Origin of the sequence: Secundilactobacillus malefermentans DSM 5705 = KCTC 3548 (assembly GCF_001436395.1) — a bacterium.
GTDB classification, from domain to species: domain Bacteria; phylum Bacillota; class Bacilli; order Lactobacillales; family Lactobacillaceae; genus Secundilactobacillus; species Secundilactobacillus malefermentans.
In genome coordinates, this window is the sequence record NZ_AZGJ01000016.1 from 1 (window position 1) to 20,849 (window position 20,849).

Annotated in this window: 14 protein-coding genes; 13 read left to right on the forward strand and 1 reads right to left on the reverse strand. The window is 41.5% G+C overall.

From position 1 onward, the window contains the following. Positions 1-250: 250 nt before the first annotated feature. Positions 251-1,609, forward strand: coding sequence for an L-fucose:H+ symporter permease (fucP, locus tag FD44_RS04360; RefSeq protein WP_010619536.1), 1,359 nt, complete (start codon positions 251-253; stop codon positions 1,607-1,609). 24 nt (positions 1,610-1,633) lie between these two features. Beyond that, a complete protein-coding gene (locus FD44_RS04365) occupies positions 1,634-2,650 on the forward strand; it encodes an aldose 1-epimerase family protein (RefSeq protein ID WP_010619537.1) in 1,017 nt (338 codons plus the stop codon). A gap of 37 nt (positions 2,651-2,687) precedes the next feature. Here FD44_RS04365 and FD44_RS04370 read toward each other — a convergent pair whose 3' ends face one another. After that, positions 2,688-3,275: a TetR/AcrR family transcriptional regulator gene (locus tag FD44_RS04370; RefSeq protein WP_010619538.1), complete on the reverse strand. Its 588-nt coding sequence runs from the start codon at positions 3,273-3,275 to the stop codon at positions 2,688-2,690. A gap of 118 nt (positions 3,276-3,393) precedes the next feature. Here FD44_RS04370 and FD44_RS04375 point away from each other — a divergent pair, with 118 nt between their 5' ends. The 11 genes from FD44_RS04375 (at position 3,394) to FD44_RS04425 (ending at position 20,847) form a co-directional block, all read left to right on the forward strand. Further along, on the forward strand, positions 3,394-4,497 hold the full coding sequence (locus tag FD44_RS04375; RefSeq protein ID WP_010619539.1) for an ABC transporter permease: 1,104 nt from the start codon (positions 3,394-3,396) through the stop codon (positions 4,495-4,497). 1 nt (position 4,498) lies between these two features. Further along, complete coding sequence (locus tag FD44_RS04380) at positions 4,499-5,173, forward strand: ABC transporter ATP-binding protein (protein WP_010619540.1); 675 nt, start codon at positions 4,499-4,501, stop codon at positions 5,171-5,173. Positions 5,174-5,550: 377 nt separating this feature from the next. Next, a complete protein-coding gene (locus tag FD44_RS04385; RefSeq protein WP_010619541.1) occupies positions 5,551-10,341 on the forward strand; it encodes an MBG domain-containing protein in 4,791 nt (1,596 codons plus the stop codon). Positions 10,342-10,491: 150 nt separating this feature from the next. Beyond that, positions 10,492-12,255 carry an ABC transporter ATP-binding protein gene (locus FD44_RS04390; RefSeq protein WP_010619542.1) on the forward strand — a complete coding sequence of 588 codons (1,764 nt, stop codon included), beginning with the start codon at positions 10,492-10,494 and terminating at the stop codon, positions 12,253-12,255. Beyond that, entirely contained in the window at positions 12,255-14,009 is a 1,755-nt protein-coding gene (locus FD44_RS04395) for an ABC transporter ATP-binding protein (protein ID WP_010619543.1), read from the forward strand. Before FD44_RS04390 ends, FD44_RS04395 begins: the two co-directional genes overlap by 1 nt. An 11-nt stretch (positions 14,010-14,020) precedes the next feature. After that, positions 14,021-14,470 (forward strand): MarR family winged helix-turn-helix transcriptional regulator, encoded by a 450-nt coding sequence (locus FD44_RS04400; RefSeq protein WP_010619544.1) that lies wholly within the window; start codon positions 14,021-14,023, stop codon positions 14,468-14,470. Between the two features lie 105 nt (positions 14,471-14,575). After that, positions 14,576-15,277: an ABC transporter ATP-binding protein gene (locus FD44_RS04405; protein ID WP_010619545.1), complete on the forward strand. Its 702-nt coding sequence runs from the start codon at positions 14,576-14,578 to the stop codon at positions 15,275-15,277. A 9-nt stretch (positions 15,278-15,286) separates the two neighbouring features. After that, positions 15,287-17,851, forward strand: a complete 2,565-nt coding sequence (locus FD44_RS04410) for an ABC transporter permease (protein WP_010619546.1) — start codon at positions 15,287-15,289, stop codon at positions 17,849-17,851. Between the two features lie 261 nt (positions 17,852-18,112). Further along, positions 18,113-18,934: an ABC transporter permease subunit gene (locus tag FD44_RS04415; protein WP_010619547.1), complete on the forward strand. Its 822-nt coding sequence runs from the start codon at positions 18,113-18,115 to the stop codon at positions 18,932-18,934. Further along, a complete protein-coding gene (locus FD44_RS04420; protein ID WP_010619548.1) occupies positions 18,927-19,634 on the forward strand; it encodes an ABC transporter ATP-binding protein in 708 nt (235 codons plus the stop codon). The genes FD44_RS04415 and FD44_RS04420 overlap by 8 nt, the downstream gene beginning before the upstream one ends. Continuing rightward, positions 19,627-20,847: an acyltransferase gene (locus FD44_RS04425; RefSeq protein WP_010619549.1), complete on the forward strand. Its 1,221-nt coding sequence runs from the start codon at positions 19,627-19,629 to the stop codon at positions 20,845-20,847. The genes FD44_RS04420 and FD44_RS04425 overlap by 8 nt, the downstream gene beginning before the upstream one ends. The last annotated feature ends 2 nt before the right edge of the window (positions 20,848-20,849 follow it).

Genomic DNA, 20,849 nt, shown 5'->3' on the forward strand with positions numbered 1-20,849 from the left:
TCTCAGGAATCAGCTTACATCCATGGTAAGATGCAACTAATTGTCCTTATAATGAATCTTTCAATTCTAAAATAAAATTTAAGAGGATTTCATGAAAGCATCAGCACTAAATTCAAGCTTTCTTCCATGTTTTCAGAAAGTAGCCTAGAAATGCAAATATTAATTTGAAAGATTATATGCTATTCTTGTTTCTAAGATAATGTAATCGCTTACTTTTTAAGAAGCTACTTATCCAGAAGGGATGAAATTAATGGACAACAACGTGACGGAAAAGACGAAGGGGTTTCATTTATTTAAGCTCCATGTCAAAGAAACAACTGATGGATACACGGATAAAACCCCAATGCTGCAATATATTTTGGTATCGCTATTATTTCCAATGTGGGGTGCCGCTGCAAGTTTAAATGATATTTTGATTACACAATTCAAGACCATTTTTACGCTGTCAAACGTGGCGAGCGCTTTCGTCCAGACCGCGTTTTATCTTGGTTACTTTCTCATTGCCATTCCAGCTTCAACTTTAATTAAAAAAACGTCGTACAAGCTCGCCATCATGACGGGATTATCCTTATACACAATCGGCTGTGCGCTTTTCTTCCCAGCGTCACGGATGGCAACATATGGGTTCTTCTTGGTCGCACTGTTTGCGTTGGCGTGTGGGTTAAGCTTTTTGGAAACCGCATCAAATACCTACAGTTCACTTCTCGGACCCAAGCGACTCTCAACACTTAGACTGAACATTTCACAAACGTTCTATCCTCTGGGAGCCATGGGGGGAATCTTACTAGGGAAATACCTGATCTTCGGAAATGGGGCTAGTTTGGAAAAGCAAATGGCTGGACTCAGTGGTCATGAGCGATTGGTCTTTGGTGAAAGGGCACTGCAAAACACCTTGTTACCATATAAGTACATCATCTTTGTCCTCATTTTTATGCTGATTATCATTGCGTTGACCCAATTTCCAAGTGGAAAGCCTAAGTCAACGCCAGAGCATACCGTTGAAAAGGCAAGTATCGGTGAGACGATTAACTATTTGACGCACAACAAAAAATTTCTCCAGGGAATTTTCGCTGAATTTATGTACGTGGGGATGCAGACGGCGGTGTGGTCATTTACCATTCGACTAGCCATGGAAGTTGATAGCTCAATCAATGAACGAAGTGCCTCAACCTTTATGGTTTATAGTTATGCCGCTTTCTTTATCGGTAAAATGATTGCGAACTTCATGATGAGGAGTATGTCACCATCACGAGTCCTCCAAATTTTTTCCGTTTTAGGAATCTTAAGTTTGCTCTACATTGTCTTTGTTCATAACATGTCCGCCGTGTACTTTGCCATTCTGGCTAGTGGCCTGTTTGGCCCATGTTGGGCAACAATTTTTGCACAAACACTAGATACAATTACGGATAAGCGTCATACTGAAACGGGTGGCGCAATTGTGGTGATGTCCATAATTGGTGGCGCTTTCATACCGATTGCACAGGGATTTGTTGCTGACAAGACGGATATGTCGATTTCATTTATCGTCAATGTTGTCTGCTTTGCAGTCGTCCTAATTTATGCGACGGGGATTGTCCACAACCACAAACAAGAATCACTTGAAGATTAAACAATTTTTTTGGAGGCCATTGGCATGAAGCAAATTAATTTAAGTCACGCAATGTTTAGTTCAGATTCGTTTACGATTTTTGAGGATGATGATTTTGAAATCACAACCTTCACTTATCCATCAGGAATTGAAGCCTTAAAGTTAACAAATAATCGCGGTCATTTGACGGTGTTGCCGTTTCACGGATTAATCATTTGGGATGCAATTTTTGATGACATTTCATTGAAAATGAAGGACATGTTCAGCCAGCCACTCCCAGGTCCCGGAATTGCGGATACGTACGGATGCTTCCAGTTTACATCTGGTCTTTTAGCAAACGGGACGCCAGGTCCAGAAGATGATTACCAACTTCACGGAGAATTTCCAACTTCTGAAATGGATCACTCATACCTAACAATTGAGGATGGCGCCATCACCATTCACAGTGATTACGAATACGTGAAAGGCTTTGGCTATCACTATTTAGCAGAACCATCCGTAACCCTTCATAAGGATAGTGGTCTTTTCGATATTCAGTTGACCGTGACGAACCTGTCAAACTATCAACCAATGCCACTTCAGTACATGTGTCATATGAACTATGCGTACGTGGAGAATGAAGAGATTAGTTCCAACATTCCCGACGAGGCGTTCCAACTTCGCCAAACGGTGCCAAGTCACGTGCATCCAACACCGGAATGGACTGCCTATAACGAAAAATTAAAAGCCTCGGGAAAACTAATTAATAAGTTAGATGATAAAGAGCACTATGATCCCGAAATTGTTTTCTTCTCATCTGATTTAACAAAGTTTGAAAAAGAAGCCGAATTTAGGGTGAATGTCGGCAATGGTCATAATTTCTTAACCAAATTTGCGACAGAACAATTTCCAATTGCAACTCGTTGGATTTTGTATAATCCAGATCAACAGGTGGGGGCCTTTGCGTTACCAGGAACGAGTCGTCCGGAGGGATTTGCAGCAGCACAAAAAGCTGGTACTTTAATTCACTTAAAGGCGCATGAGTCACGTGAGTTTAAGGTGACGACAGGGTTAGAAAATTAGTGAATTCACAAAAAATAGGATGGGCCAAAGGCTCATCCTATTTTGCTATTCCATTTTTTAGCCAGCTTACTTTGAATCGATAATCCGTTAGCATTTCCGCTTCCGTCCAGTGATTGGCGTACGAATCCATCAAGGTATCAATCGTTAATTTCATGGTGAAGTAGAGAAAACTGGTTGCCTCTTCATCCGTTTTGATTTCAAAGTGATTGTTCTTTAAGATTTGTTTCCAAGGTTCAAGGCCGTGCACCACGTTTGCCCGGTTAGAAAAGTTGTTGGGATTTTCAGTCAGTAATTTTACTTGCCGAGCCTCAACACTATCTGCTTTTAAGTTGATTGTTTGCACTAAAAATAATTCGATTCCCGTGAAGAAATCATTTTGATGAGTCATGATGTTCATGATAATTTTACCGTGAATTTGGCCTGCATAGTGGCGAATCAAATCTTGGTACGCATCGTCTAAGTCTTCGTAATATTTATAAAAGATGCCCCGCGACATCCCCAATGCCGTGACGATTTCGCTAACCGTGACCTGGCTGACTGCTTGGTCAGTAAAGATGGGTAAAAGAATCCTGCGAATTTCATTTTTTCGCTCATTTGGTAAATGGTCGAACGTTTTCTTTGGCATAATGGGTGTCCTCCAAATTTTCTATATGCAAAGTATAGCACATTTAAAGTTTATAGTGACATTTTGTCACCGTAAGTGTATTCTTGATTTATGAAATGAATTAAGGGGGAATTGCGACATGTATTTAGCATGGAAAGAGATGCGTTACGCCAAGCTACGTTACGCACTTATTATCGGCGTGATGGTATTAGTTGCCTACGTGGTGTTTATGTTGACCGGGTTAGCAGACGGATTAGCGGATGGCAACAAGCAGGCTGTTGTGGACTGGAAGGCAAGTTCGGTTATCCTTTCCAATGACAGTAATAAAATTGCGAGTGCTTCATCAATGAAGCAGTCAGATTTGAAGCGGGTTAGCGTTTCCGACAAGAATAAGGCGGGCGTTGGTTACTTTCCAACGGCGGTCCAGCATCAGAAAAAGAGTGAAAAGCAAAACGTGTCTGTATTGGGTGCGAAGAAAAGTAGTTTTGTAGTTCCCAATGTGACGAAGGGCCGACTCTACCAAAATAAGCATGAGATCATTATTTCCCAGAACTTGGCAAACCTTGGTTACCATTTGAATCAAAAGGTGAAGCTGGGCAGCGATAGCAAATTATATAAGATCGTCGGGTTTAGTAAAGCAACGAAGTTTAGTGAAGTACCAGTGATCTATTTGAATTTAAACGCCTTCGCGACTTTGAAGTATGGCGACCAGGTATTTAAGAATAACGGCGAAAAGCCACTTAGTTTAATTGCCATCAAAAAGCAATCGGCCAATAAACTGACGGTCAGCCAGAGCAGTGACGACACGAAACTAGATAAACTTAGTGTGAACACGTTTATCCAGAATATTCCGGGATACTCAGCACAAAATGTCACACTTGGGGCGATGATTGGGTTTTTATTTGTAGTTGTCGCTGCAATTATTGGAATCTTTATGTACGTCATGACACTTCAAAAGACGAGCCTGTTTGGGGTCATGAAAGCGCAAGGGATTAAGACCAGTTATTTGGCAAAATCAATTGTGGGTCAGGCACTGATTGTCGGAGTTGTGGGTGTTGCGATTGCATTTGTTCTGGGTTACCTGACTGGATTTGGGTTACCTGAAACGATGCCGTATTCAACTGATTTGGGTCAATGGTTATTAGATGGCATTGTCTTAATTTTAGTCGCAATTATTGGCGGTTTGTTCTCAATTCGAACCGTTACCAAAGTAGATCCGATTAACGCGATTGGAGGCGAGTAGGATGACACCAGTTTTAAAAATGACCCACATTAATAAGCGATTCGGTGCTGGTCATACTGAAGTAGATGCGTTGACTGACGTGAACTTTAGCGTTGAGGCGGGACAATTTGTCAGTATTATTGGGCCCTCAGGATCTGGAAAAAGTACGTTTTTGACCATTGCGGGTGGCCTCCAAAGTCCGTCCGATGGGAGTATCCACATTAATGGTACGGAGCTTAGCCATATGAATGCTAAACAACTGTCGGAGGTCCGATTTAATCAGTTGGGATTTATTTTGCAGGCGTCCAACCTAATTCCATTTTTGAAAGTTGCTGAGCAATTTGATTTGGTTGAAAAATTGACGCATCAGTCGATTCAAGCACGAGTTGAGTCCCTTCTAAAGTCGCTTGATATTGAAGATCTGAAGCAAAAATATCCCAAGGAACTATCGGGTGGGGAACGGCAACGGGTTGCCATTGCCAGAGCATTAAGCAATGATCCCAGTTTGATTTTAGCAGACGAACCTACCGCTAGTTTGGATTCAGAGCATGCCTACGAAGTTGTGAAAATTTTAGCCCGAGAAGCTCATGAGCAAAACAAGGCCATCATCATGGTGACCCATGATGAACGGATGACCCAGTGGAGTGATGAAGTGTACCGGATTGAAGACGGGAAGTTGAAAATAAAAGAAGATTAGTATATGAAGCTTCTGCGCAAACGATTACTGGTTACACGTTAATTGATAACCCAACTAATTCTCCTGATGGTGGAGTTGGTACGATAATAGTAGAAACACGGCACTGATTTTTAAGTAAGGGAGCTTAATTCCGCAATTTAGTGGAATTAGGCTCTTTTTAATACACTTATCATTATATTTGAAGCTATTTTTCATAAAAAATAACGTTCCATATCCGATATATCCAAAAGGAGAGGAACGATAGTTGTTAATGAAACAAAGTATTCAAAATTGTTTTTTTTGAGAAAAAAATGACGTATAATGAAAGCGGTTTAGGAAGTTTATAGGGACTAAATTTTTTAATCACAAGTGTTTCATATTATTTAGGGGGTAAAAATATGAGAAGAAACAATTTAATTAGGGCTGAGGAAGACACTAAGGAACATTACAAAATGTATAAGGTAGGTCGAAGATGGGTCTTTGCCGGTATGACGATAATCACTTTTGGATCAGCATTATTAATGGGACAAGTGACCGCAAATGCTAGTGATGAGCAATCCACAGAAAGCACAGACGCAACTACTGCCACGAGTACACAGAGCTCAAATAGTCAAAATAAACAGGTTACCTTGAGTAATAGTAGTTCCTCAACTTCGGAAAGTGGGGATTCCTCAGAATCTGAGAGTGAAGTTTCTGCTTCACCTACAAGTCAGACAAATTCATCCAGCGAGCCAACTTCGAAAAAAGCTGATTTAGAGACGAATCAAGGTACGACTGGAACGGATACAGTAGCTACGAATAATGGCTCAAGCATAGACTCAAAAACTAAATCTAATAATGAAAATGAGTCTAATGAGTCTAATGAGTCTAATGAGTCAAGCGAAGTGACACCTAATAAGGAAAAAACAACTACACCTAAGTTGGATGCAACTATCAAAAAGAGTCAGTTAAGAAAATCAACTAGAATGGGACTCTCTGACGCAACAATTGCTAAATTAAATGAAAGCGTTAATGATTCTTTAGTTGATAGTACAAATGTGACACGAGCTGCAACAAACTCAGGAATTACGATGGCCGCTGCTGATTCTAGCTTCACTTTATCTTCAGATAAGATTGGTTACGGATCAGATGGAAATGGTATTAAAGTAACCTTCACTTTTAGTGGTAACAAAGGTGATATTTATGAAATTTTAATACCAGCAGATACAGCTGCTTATAGTTTACAATCAGTTCCAGTGATGCCAAGCACAATGGGGACAACGACAACAACGAAAAATGCCGACGGATCAATGCTAATTACGAATACCTTGCTGACGTCAGCAAGTTACAGCCAAGTTTTAAAACTGAATCAAATTAATAACTATCAAGGTCAAGCCGCTCCAATGGATGAAATTGGTACGACTATTAAAACAATTACAACAACTAAAAATGGCGTTATTCAGTCAGAGGCTAGTTTCACGCAAACGATTACGCCCAATGCAGATATTTCAGATCCAGTCCGGACAAATCCGAGTTCCACTGCAATTAACAACCTATTGCCGAGCACGGATTATGTTTATGAGGTTGACATGAATGAAGCAGATGGGGTCTTAAATAACGACTATACGTCAAATAGAGTCAATTCTGCGGCAAACTATGGTGGAACTACTGTCACGATTCCAGTACCAGCAAGCTTTAAATTGAACGTGGATTTGACATCAAGCCTGAATAGCTTGACGAGTGGAGATGGAACAACCATCACCCAGCCAGATGGTGAGGGCGGTGATATTATCATTACTGTGGCACCAGGTAAAGGAAGCCAAAATTTTAACGGGTTACCAGCCTATAAAATTGCTGGTAGTTATGATTTAGAGCAAACTGATCAGCCGCAAACATTGACCGCAAATGGTAACGTTAAGATGACTCAGGTCATTAATGCAAACGGAGATGTCCTGACTGCGGAAAGTAAGAATCCTTGGACTGAAACCATTCTCTCCGTTGGAAATGACGATGGAACACCTACTGACTCCACCGCCAAACTCGTTGCATATGGAAATAGTAGCGTTGCAGATACAAAACTATTACTGGATACAGATGAAAGTAATAATCCGGACTATCTAAATAGCTTTGGTTTTACCACCTCAACCGCTGCCGGTATTAGAGATGCACAGATTACCATCAATATTCCTGATGGGCTGGATGCAACAAGCTTCAAGGTGCCAGATGGTGGTGCTTCGACAGTTGCGTACCTAGAGGGAACCACGTCATATGGATACAGTGTCGTTTTGGCAGATGGCACCACAGAAACAGGTATTGTCCAAGCTGGAGGAACGGTTACTCCTAAATCAAATTCTGCTATTCGGACAATTGTTTTAACACCAAATTACTTAGCACCAGGAGCAACAACTGGCACGACTACAAGTCAAAGAATCATTGTTTACGGTAAATTGTCTGATGAATACGATAATGGAAATCCAGTTCAAAGTGGTGATGAACTAAAGTCATCAATTTCGCTTTCTTCTAAAAATGCAGGAATTGTCTCAACTGACGATACATCATCAGTTACACAAACAGTTATTACTCCGGCCGACACGGTTGCCAAGGCTACTGGTTACGTGCACCAGACCAATAAAGCTGCTGGAGCAACATCTGCTGGTTTAGTGTCATTGGCAATGTCTGGAAACACGAATCAAACTGCAAATTCAATTTACGAACCAATATACTACTTTGTATTGCCAGCAAGCACAACCGTTTCAAGTATGACTAACGTTCCTGATGGCGGTGTGATTTCAGAGTCAGTTGCTAACGATGGTCGAGAAGTCGTAAAAGTTGACTACACTGGAACAGGTCAGTCGATTTCTACTCAAGAAACCTACCTTATTTCTATCGAGCTGGACAATAATAGTGACGCATTGCCGGGCAGTTATCCGACAACAATGTACGTTACTTCCCCAGTAACGCAACTTCAAAATAAAACAGCAGTGATTGATACTTCACTTACTGATGGGGATGACAAAGCCGTTTTAATGGGTAATGGCCAATGGCTGATTGAAAATGTAACGGCCGTATTTGGTTCTACCTTCGCAAAGGGCAATGAAGATGTTATCCCAGTAATGTCTGGTGAGTCACTTCGAAATGGCGATCCAACGTTGACCTTCTACGATTCAATCACGAATACAAATGCTTCACCAGCGACTAATTTAATTTCAGTCGTTAATTTGCCAACAGTCGGTGATGCAGCTGGTTCTGAATATACGTTTAAAATGAGTGGTGCTGTAAATCTACCAACTACTTACCAAACGGCCGATGGAACTGTTGAAATGACGGATGGTCAAACGCTCACTGCGATGTATTCGACCCAATTGGCGGATTTAGTAGATGGTGAGCCAGATCTTTCCAGCTATGTGACTGCTGATCAAGTTACAGATTGGAGTGCGGTGCGTTCAATCGTATTCAAAGTTAGCTCACTGCCAGCATCAGCAACAACTGGTAGAATCGCAATTGAAGGGACAACGGATAATTTTGCCGTTAATACACCAGAGCCAACCCAAATTGGATATCTTGAAACGGGCTTCTCTGCTGATAACTATAATTATTCCTACGCTGATCCTTCTCAAAACGCCTCGATTACAATCAGAAATTATGTAACACCAAGTGCTGAATTAAATAGTCAATCATTTGCCTATGATGGGACAACCAAGGCCAGTGATGAAGATGATTTAACAGCCACAATTTCATTTTCAGATGGTAGACCACAGGCTGTGGTTAGCCTGAATAAGGAAGATGTCACCTTTGCAAAAGATGGTACTGCAGTTGGCTCATATGATTACTCGCTGAGTTCAACTGGGGTAACCAAGATTGAAAACACAATTGGGATGACGATTAATACAAGTGGCGTCTTGGGTGCGGTCATCATCACACCAATCAAGACAACGGTTACTTTGAATGACGGTGGATTTAATTTTGATGGTAAGACCTTTGCTAGTGAAGCTACAGGTTTAACAGCAACGGTAACACTACCAGATGGTACGAAGTCAATGTCTCTCACGACAGCTGATATTACGGTTACTGGTGACGGAACTGCAGTTGGACCATATACCTATACGCTAAGTGATGCTGGTTTAGCAAAGTTAAAAGCGTTGCTTAACGACTCAAATTACCAACTCGATGCGATTGATGCAAAGGGGACTATTACGATTGCCCCTTCCACCTTGGAAGTAACGTTAACAGGGAAAGAAACCGAAATATTCAATGGTACGACTCAATCACCACAATCAAGTAACTATCAGGTAACTTTGCCTGATGGAACGACGCTGAAGCTGGAAGATTCAGATATTGAGTTAGCCAGTGCCAGTGATGGATTACATCCAGGTACTTATGAAGTTGTCTTGTCACAAAAAGGACGAAACAAGGTTCAGGAAGCACTTTCCGATGCATCTAGTGTTATCTACAAACAAGATGCAACTTTATCAATTACGCCGGCTAAAGCAAGTGAGGTTCTTGTCAATAGTGCAACTATTGCATATGGAACGCCAACGCCAACGTTTACCAGTTCATTTGGCAAAGGATTGGATGCCGTACCGCTAACAAATAGTGACTATGAATTCTATGATGTAACTGGTCAATTATTAAGTGGAATTCCCACTGCAGTAGGTGTTTACACGGTTAAATTAAATCAAGCAGCTCAGGACCGGACTGCAGCTGCAAATATTGACTATAGTTTTAGTAATCTGACATTTGTATCCGGTATGTTCACTATTTTGCCGACTGATCCTACCGAACCCGGTGGCGGTGGTGAAACTACTGAACCTGGAACACCAACGATTCCTGAGAATCCAACGACTCCCGAGAATCCAACAACTCCCGAGAATCCAACGACTCCTGAGAATCCAAGTGTTCCCGGAAACCCAGAAAATCCTGTTAAACCAGGAGATGGGGGATTGGGCGGCAATTCAGGTCAAGGTGGCTCGAATGAACCAAATTCTCAAAAACCTGGGAATCAGAATCCTGATGTTACTGGTCAAAAGGTAAGTGCTGGACAAGCTGACTTAATGACTACTAACACTAAGCAATCAGTAGGCAATCAATCACAGGCCGAAAAGTTGCCACAAACGTCTGAAAGAAGCGAGAATCCATTTGTCCTACTTGGATTAAGTTTGATGAGTGTTCTTGGACTCTTAGGACTTGCAAGACGTAAAAAGCAAGAATAGGAATAAGTGATAAAGGAAGATAGCGAAAACGCTATCTTCCTTTTTTTCTAAAAAGTCAGCACAAATCCTTGACCCTAAGCTTGAAAAGAATACAATAGTTAGCATGCTAATTATTGATGGATTTGAAAATAACAACTGGGAGATGAACCAATGTTTAAAATATTGAAACGACTAACTGGTAAAGATTATGCTTATATCGGAATCAGTACGTTGTTTATCGCGTTACAGGTTTGGCTGGAATTGGAAATTCCGGGCTATATGACCAAGATTACTAGAGCACTTGAAACACCAGGAACCACTACTGGAGACATCTTGGATCCAGGAAGTAAAATGATTCTCTATGCTGTTTTGAGTTTGTTTTCTTCTATTATAGTGGGTTATTTTGCTGCTCGTGTGGCCGGTGGCTTTGCTGCTAGGTTACGAAAAGAACTGTATGACCAAGTCTTGGACTACTCAACCCAGGACATCACGCAGTTTTCTGTACCGAGTCTATTAACTCGGTCAACCAATGATATTACGCAATTACAAATGTTTATTGCGATTGGGATGCAAGTGATGATTAAAGCACCAATTACGGCGGTTTGGGCAATGACTAAGATTGCCGGCAAAGGTTGGCAGTGGTCAACAGCTACCGCAGTTGCAGTTGTCGCTTTGATTGTCATGTTGGCCGTCATCTTGACGTTGGTCCAACCTCGATTCAAAATTGTTCAACGGTTAACTGACCGTTTGAACTTGGTGACCCGTGAAAACTTGAACGGAATTCGAGTTGTTCACGCGTATAACGCTGAAAAATTTCAAAATGATAAATTTGATAAAGCTAATAATGATTTAACGGATACCAACATGTTTGCCTTACGTGCGTTGGCGCTAATGAACCCCGGAATGTCACTTATTTCAAGTGGCTTAACTTTGGCTGTTTACGCCATCGGAGCGTACTTAATTGATGCTGCTTCAGGGATGCAAAAGTTAACCTATTTCAGTAATATGATTGTGTTCTCTTCATATGCAATGCAAATTATATTCTCATTCTTGATGCTTTCGTTTGTGTTCGTCATTATGCCTCGTGTAACTGTTTCTGCAGGCCGAATTAACGAAGTGTTGGCTGTTGCGCCAAGTATCAAATATCCCGCAACAAAACCAGTTGAAAAAGAAGCCAACGGAATTATTGAATTTAAGGATGTTAGTTTTCATTTTAGCGATGCAGAAGAAGCCGCAGTTAAACACTTAACTTTCAAAACTAAGCCTGGACAAACTCTTGCACTTATTGGATCAACCGGTAGTGGAAAGAGTACGGTTCTTAACTTGATTGCCCGACGTTATGAAGTTTCAGAGGGACAAGTATTGATCGATGGTGTTGATGTTAGCGACTATCCTGAATCGGATTTGAACGACAAAATTGGCTATGCACCACAAAAAGCAGTGCTATTTAGTGGTGATATTCGGTCAAATATTGATTTTGGAACGAGTACAAATAAATCCGATAAGCTTTCCGATGATGAAATCAAAGATGCTTTGGATACTGCACAGGCACTGGACTTTGTTGAAAGAAAACATGATCAGCTGGATGCAAACGTTGCCCAACATGGGGATAACTTCTCTGGTGGTCAAAAGCAGCGTTTGGCAATTGCCCGTGCCGTTGCCCGCAAACCAGAAATATTGATGTTCGATGATTCATTTTCAGCACTGGATTACGCAACGGATCGGAAGTTACGTGAGACATTAAATAAAAAGAATCATGAAACGACAAAGGTTATTGTTGCACAGCGAATCAGTACGATTATGGATGCTGATCAAATTATCGTTCTCGATAACGGAAATGTCGCTGGAATTGGAACCCATGACGAATTATTGAAAGATAACAAGGTTTACCAAGAAATTGCGTACTCACAACTTTCAAAGGAGGAGCTTGCCTAATGGAAAAACAGACTAAAAACTTTGGCGAAGTGATGAAGAGCTACATTAAGCCATACAGCTCCACTTTGATTTTTGCGCTAATATTTGCAATTTTAGGAAACATTCCAACCATTATCGGACCTAATCGATTGAGTAAAGTAACCAATCTGATTACCGCAGGGTTGCGAGGAAAAATTGATCTAAAACAGATTACGAGTATCGTCATTTTCCTAGCAGTCATTTACGTAATTGGAGCAGCGTTCTCGTATGCGCAAGGGTTCATAATGGCAACTGGGACTCAGAAATTCACGAAAGACTTACGTGAAAAGATTAGTTTAAAGATTAATAAGTTGCCTTTATCCTACTTTGATAAGCATGACGAAGGGGATACCTTAAGTCGAATTACCAATGACTTGGATACCTTTGGCCAAGCAATTAACCAAAGTTTAGGCGCCCTGATTTCTTCAGTTGTGCTCTTAGTTGGAACGATTGCCATGATGATTTATACCAACTGGATTTTGAGTTTAACGGCGATTGTGTCGTCGCTACTTGGTTTTGCAATCACCATTTTCCTTTTGGCGCACTCGCAGAAATACTTTGCTGCTCAACAGAACCGTTTGGCAGACGTATCTGGTTACGTTGAGGAAATTTATACTGGCCATGAAGTTGTTAAAACTTACAATAATACAAACCGAGTTAAGAAGCGGTTTAATTTATTAAATGGTCAATTGTTTGATGCCGTTTGGAAAGCACAATTTATTTCAGGAATCATGCAACCACTGATGGGCTTCATTGGTAACTTTGGCTACGTCATGGTCAGTGTGGTTGGATCAGTTCTTGTCCTAAATGGGCATATTTCGATTGGTGTCGTTGTTGCCTTCATGATTTACGTGCGAATCTTTACTCAGCCACTTTCCCAAATTACCCAGGCATTTGCTAGTTTGCAGACAGCTCAAGCTGTTCTCAAACGAGTGCTTGAATTTGTTACAGAGGATGAGGCAGATGATCGTGAAGATGTCACACCACTTCCTGAAAAGGTACAAGGGAAGATTGACTTCGACCACGTTTCGTTTGGTTACAATGAGCGAACAACGGTCATAAAAGACTTTAGCGCCCACGTTAAACCTGGACAAAAGGTGGCCATTGTTGGGCCAACTGGTTCTGGAAAGACAACCTTAATTAGTGTGTTGATGAACTTCTACAACTTTGATAAGGGAACCATCAAGATTGACGATGTAGATGTTAAGCAGCTTTCAAGTGGGTCAATCCGAAATCAATTTGATATGGTTTTACAAGATACTTGGTTATTTGAAGATACCATCATGAATAACCTGAAGTATAACGGTGAGAACATATCCGACGAACAGGTGATTGATGCTGCGAAAGCAGTTGGGGTTGACCACTTTATTCGAACGTTGCCTAAGGGCTACGACACCATTTTGGATGATACGGTTACCTTATCCGTTGGACAGAAGCAATTGATGACGATTGCCCGCGCATTAGTTCGAAACCGACCAATTTTGATTTTGGATGAAGCAACGAGTTCAGTCGATACACGAACTGAAGAGCAACTCCAAAAGGCAATGGATCTTTTGACAAAGGGTCGGACTTCTCTTGTCATTGCGCATAGACTCTCAACCATTAAGAATGCCGATAACATATTGGTTCTTAAGAGTGGAGAAATTATTGAGTCCGGAACTCATGACGAGTTAATGGATGCAAATGGCTTCTACGCGAACATGTACAACAGTCAATTTGAAAGTTTGACTGCCTAGGGAGGGACGCTATGTTAAATGAGTTAATAGGCCCTAAACTAAAGGCGGTTAACACGTTATTTGAAAAAGCCTTGTCAAAGCGAATTGATAAGACCAATAGCCCTAAGCGACTAACGGGTGGCCAAATGAGCGTAATTGCTTACCTTTATGACAATCCGGATGACGTTATCTATCAACGAGATTTAGAGAAAATCTTTAATCTAAGTCGGCCAACGATCAATGGCATTATTAAGCGTTTAAGCGAAAACGGGTCGATTGAAATCGTCCCTGATGAAAAGGATAAAAGATATAAACGCATTATGCTTTCAAAAGAAGCCTTGGACGCCATGATCAAGTATCGACCAGCTTTTGAGCAAGAAGTTAAACAGGTTGAAAACGAGATGACTCAGGGATTGGATGAAAAACAGGTGCAAGACCTGAAGCATCTACTTGATGTTTGTCGTGATAATTTAAAAGGGTAAACTAACTGACTCTGGATGAAAATCCGGAGTCAGTTTTTTATTTTTTAAGGTGAGTGTGGGATGGTATGAATGCTATACTTACAAGAGCAAAGGTGGTTAATTAATATGGCATTTATCCAATTAAAGAACGAAACAAAACGGTTTAAACAAGAAAGTACAGCTATCATTGCTAACGATAAGATTAGCTTTGATATTGACGAAGGCGAATTGGTCATTATTTTAGGTGAATCAGGAGCCGGTAAGTCAACGGTGTTAAACATGTTGGGTGGCATGGATCAGCCAACGGAAGGTTCCATTGTGGTGGATGGCGAGAACATCGCAACCTACTCAGAGAAACAACTAACGGGTTATCGACGGAATAAAGTGGGATTTGTTTTTCAATTTTACAACCTAGTCCCTAATTTAACTGCAAAGGAAAACGTTGAATTAGCGAGCCAAGTTGCCCCAGATGCGTTAGATGTTTCCGAAACTTTGGATCACGTCGGGTTAAGCAAACGAATGGACAATTTTCCAGCTCAACTCTCTGGTGGCGAGCAACAGCGGGTCGCGATTGCGCGCGCATTAGCTAAAAATCCAAAGCTTCTTTTATGCGATGAGCCAACTGGTGCATTGGATTACCACACGGGAAAACAAATATTGAAGTTGCTGCAGGATACCGCGCGAAAATCTAAAATGACGGTGCTCATTGTGACTCATAACTCGATGATTGCCCCGATGGCTGACAAAGTCATTCAGTTGAAGGATGCAAAGGTCACCTCAATTGAAACGAATGCCAAGCCTACGCCAGTCGAAGATATTGAGTGGTAGGTGAAAGAAATGAATAAAACGTATTTTAAAGCGACAATTCGCGAAATTAGTTCCTCGTGGGGCAAATTTATTTCAATCATTTTGATCATTCTGTTAGGCTCACTCCTTTATGTGGGAATTCGGAGTATTGGTCCCGATTTGAACGAATCCGGAAACCAGTACTTTTCGCAACAAAAGTTGAGTGATTTAAAGGTGGTCTCAACGATGGGACTGACCGATACCGACCTAAGCAAAATTAAAACAAGTCAATCGGTCAAGAGTGCTGATGCGATTCACATGACGACGCTGAAGAAGAACCGAGATCAAGTTGTCAGTGTGTACGGCTATCAAAAAGCTGCCAAATTGGATAAGCTTAAAGTCGTCTCGGGACATTTGCCGCGTCAAGGAAACCAAATCGTACTAGATAACATTGCCAAAGCGGATGGCTATAAGCTGGGCGAGACCTACAAACTTCCTAATAACAGTCATTTGAAGCGGCAAAGCTATAAAATTGTCGGGTTTGTCAATTCCCCTCAATTCATTAGTAGTATCGACAGGGGAACGACGAACGTTGGTAGTGGAACCATCAATTACTTTGCGTATGCTTCAGACAGTGTGTTTAAACAGGATACTTATTCAATGGTTGCGGTTCAGTTTAAAAATGCGGCTCACTATGCAGCTGGTACCGACCAGTATCAACGCTATATTGATCAACAATCTGACCAGCTTAAAAATAGTTTAAAGGGCCGTTCAGCTAAACGGCTTGCAGAAGTTCAAAAGCCGCAGCTGGCTAAAATTAATAAGCAACTGAAGCAGGTAGATGCGCAACAAACGCAGTTGACCGCTGCAGCTGCTGCAGGGCAATCTGCACAGTTAACGACTCAGCAGGCCAAATTAACCCAGGCAAAGCAAAAGCTGACGAAGGCTAGGGATCAAGTGCAGAACCTTGCTAAGCCAACTTATACGTACGCTGACCGCCAAAGTAACCCTGGTTACCAAGATTACTTTGATGAGTCGCATAGTATTGCAGCGATTGCGGTTATTTTCCCAGGATTTTTCCTTTTCATTGCCATTTTGATTACGTTCTCAACTATTTCTAGAATGGTGGAAAAGAACCGGCGTGAAATTGGTCTCATGCGGGCACTTGGCTACAACAAAATGGAAATTTCATTGAAGTATGTCATTTATGCATTATTAGCAGGCCTATTAGGGGCGATAATTGGTAGCGTTGCTGGCATGTTTACGTTGCCACGGTTCGTCTTCAGCTTGTTGGCAAATAACAACATCAATGACTTTGTCGGGGTCGTTCCTTGGTCATACATGGGACAAACAATTGTCGCAGGGCTAGTTGCGACGCTGGCGAGTGCGCTGATCGTATTGGTTATCAATCTTCGTGAAGTTCCAACCAATTTGATGCAGGCAAAGGCGCCCAAAGCTGGTAAACGAATTCTGATTGAACGGATTACACCATTGTGGAATCACTTAAACTTCAATCAAAAAGTCAGTTATCGGAACCTCTTTCGGTACAAAGGCCGCATGATTTTGACCATTGTGGGGATTGCGGGATGTACGGGATTAATCTTGAGTGGGTTTGGAATTCAAGATTCCGTGAACGATTTAATTCCAGATCAGTACGAGCAAATTCAACATTTCCAAGGTGTCGCCACTTTAAACAAAGCAAGTCAACAAATTCACTCAACTAAAATTTCAAGCCAAAAGTCTGCTGTCATGAAATCGGTGACTGTCAGAGCGGCCGGCTCTAACAGCAATGATACGGCTACTTTGATTGCACCCAAGACGGGCAAGAACTTCACCAAATTTGTCAGCCTAAAGTCGGCATCAACGAATAAACAGTTGCATCTTTCGAACAGTGGCGTTATCATTTCGGAAAAGTTAGCAACCGACATGAACGCGAAGGTTGGCAGCCACATTACGCTGAATTCTGACGAGAAACAGGTTAATGTTAAGGTTACCGGAATTACTAAAAATTACGCGGGTCACTGGCTGTATGCGACAAAGGCTTATTACCAAAAGGTGATGCCAGTCAAATTTGCGGCAACTTCTGTTCTATTTAAAACGAATCAGGTTAAGAAGCATCAACGAACTAATTTGAGTCGGACGCTCCTTAAGCAGGATGGCGTATTGAACGTCAGTTTTCCACGTTATTCCGTCGCTTCATTGGGGAGCGGGGGACTTGGATCTGTTGTCCTCATTATGATTGTGATGTCCGGCGCTCTTGCGTTAGTGGTTCTCTATAATTTGACCAACATCAATATTTCGGAGCGACTACGGGAGCTTTCCACGATTAAAGTGCTGGGCTTCTATGACCGTGAAGTCACGGCATACGTTGCGAGAGAAAATGTTATTTTTACGATTGCCGGGATTATCGTTGGTTGGGGGATTGGCGTCTTTCTCCACCGCTTCATTATGATTAAGGCGCAAACGGGTAGTATTTTATTTCCACTTGTCATTCACTATCCAGGTTTCTTGTGGTCCGCATTAATCACGTTAGTTTTTAGTATCATTATCGGAGTTATTACGCATTTTCAACTAAAAAACATTCGCATGTTGGACGCACTATCCTCAAGCGAATAGGTCAATAATAAATTGCTTTTAATATTCATTTAATATCATTGAATATTTTGTGGCGCAAATTCAAAACACAAAAAGAGACGTAAATCCCTTTTGTGACGGAGGATTTGCGCTATTTTTGTGTCGCTAATTATTAAGAAATTCTTGCGTAGGGAGGCAAAAATATTCACATTTTTACACCGTTATATTCACATAAAAAGCAAAAGTGCGGACTAGACTTAATTCATTGATTGAAAAAGACAACAAAGAAAGAGGCTGAGCCCAATGGAAAGTATTTCAAATGCACACCCAATGCCGGTGATAAAAAGGAGAAAATTCAGATGGCAACGGTTATTACCTTGGTTGATTCCAGTTGGAATTTTCGCCATTTGGCAACTCAGCAGCAGTGTTGGTTGGCTATCAAGCGACACACTGCCATCCCCGCTAGACGTCATTAAAGATGGCGTTAGCTTAGCACAAAGCGGTGAACTGCAGAAAAACGTCAGCATCAGTTTATTTAGAGCACTGGTTGGATTTGCAATCGGCGGAAGCGTTGGTTTCATCCTTGGATTTCTAAACGGAATTTCAAAGATTTTTCGCGGATTAACTGATTCAACCGTCCAAATGTTGCGGAATATTCCGCATCTATCGTTGATTCCGCTCGTTATTCTACTCATTGGAATTGGCGAATCAGCCAAGATTTCTCTGGTAGCAATTGGGGTCATGTTCCCAATTTATATCAACACGCTTCATGGAATTCGCTCAGTTGATCCGGAGCTAGTCGAAATGGGTCAGTCGTATGGATTAACAAAAGTGCAACTGTTCTCCAAGATCATTTTCCCAGGCGCGCTACCCACCATTTTGATGGGAGTTCGATACGCGCTGGGGGTAATGTGGACGACCTTGATTGTCGCTGAAACAATCTCATCAGATTCTGGAATCGGGTACATGTCAACGAATGCCCAGGAATTTATGGATATGAAAACGGTCCTACTATGTATTTTAATTTACGCATTGCTTGGTAAGATTTCCGATTTAATTGCCAAGGGGCTGGAAAGCTACCTACTAGATTGGCGTCAGGCGAAAGGAGATGTCACAAATGACTGATGAATTCGTAAAAATTAGAAATGTGGCGAAAAATTATGGCGACAAAGTCATTTTGCATGATGTTAATTTAAGCATTCAAAATCATGAGTTTATTGCGTTGGTCGGCAAAAGTGGTGGTGGGAAAAGTACCCTCCTCAGACTGATTGCTGGACTAGAAAAGCAAAGTAACGGTGAAATTAATTTTAGCCAAGAAAACCCCATCATTCGGGTGATGTTTCAAAATGATCGGCTCTTACCGTGGCTCACGATTGGCGAAAATGTTTGTTTCCAAAGCAAAAATAAGGAGACCCAGACTGAAGCTTCGGAAATGTTGGAACTGGTGGGATTGTCGGATCAGAAGGATAAATATCCAAGCCAACTTTCCGGTGGTCAAAAGCAACGAGTCGCGTTAGCAAGAGCCTTAATGGCCCATCCACAACTGTTGCTGTTGGATGAACCACTTGGCGCATTAGATGCGCTGACCAGAAGGCAAATGCAGGATCTGATATTAAAAATTTGTCGAGAACAAAAGTTAACGACCATCTTAGTGACGCATGATGTCAATGAGGCGGTTAGAATGGCTGATCGAGTCATCGTCATTCGCGACGGAACGAGCCGTTTTGAAGAGACTGGTGTCGAGAGTGATGACGTTGCAAAAGTTGCCATTGCTGCTGAAACCGTCCTCCATGACATTATGGGGGAGGAGGCTATTTATGGCTGAGCAAAAAATGACGCGGCACGGAAAACCCTATCTATATGAAGTGGACTTTATGCGCTGCGTCTTCATCTTTGGTGTCCTACTTAATCACACAACAACGGCATTTGGGACCGCGATGAATGACAGTCTGAGTAAATCACTGATTCACGCGACCCACTTGTCGTTACATTTTACCCGAATGGGCTTCATGTTCATGACCGGATTGGTTCTTTTCCTAAATTATTATGGTAAGAATTCAAAATGGCTGACTTTTTGGAAACGCCGATATACCAGTGTTGGAATCCCTTATCTAGCATGGAATGCAATTTTGCTCCTATTTGTGGATTTGTTCTCTGGTATTGCGCTGAACGGGATGCAGTACTGGAAAGATTTTAGTTACTCAGTGTTACATGGAAATAATTTCTATCTATACTATGTCTTCGTTGTTTTCCAACTTTACCTGATTTTTCCAGCCTTCATTTGGCTATTCCGGAAGTTTAAAGATCATCACAGAACGATTCTGCTCGTTAGTTTCACCATTCAACTCGCGTTATTAATTGGTGTGAAATATGGATTACCTCACATTGATAATAGTGGTTGGCCATACATTTTTAGGGCATACGGAAATAACGTCCTCATGTATCAGGCGTACTTCTTGGCCGGTGGTTATACGGCGATCCATTATCAAAAAGTGACCGCCTTCCTCACCAAATTCAAGAAGCAAGTCTACGCGATTGCGGTCCTTTTATCGTTTGGAACCTTCCTCTTGTATGAGTACAACGGGCGCATTTTGAAACTGTCATTTAGCAAAATGATGACTGCCCAACAGCCGTATCTAATGGTTTACGCGTTGGTGATGGTCGCGGTTGTTTTCCTAATTGGTCAAAAGTACGCATTTTATCGGATGCATGGGTTAAACCCAACCGTTGAAAAATTTATCGCAACAAGCTCTAAGGTATCATTTGGAATTTACCTTGTTCAAACAATTCCACTGGCAATCCTAAGCTTTACGTTAAGCAAATTAACGTTTATCCCTTCGTGGTTGATGTTTTGGGGAATCCCAATTGGCTACGCGTTCGTCGTTGGGAGTTCATTTCTCATTTCGTACTTCTGCCTCAAGGTACCGCCATTTGACCTCTTAATTGGTCGTGGAAAGTTAAAGTGGCCTTGGAAATTCAAGCAACCAAATTCAGAAAATATTGCAATTGAAGCAGAGAAAAAATCCAGTCACGCATAAGA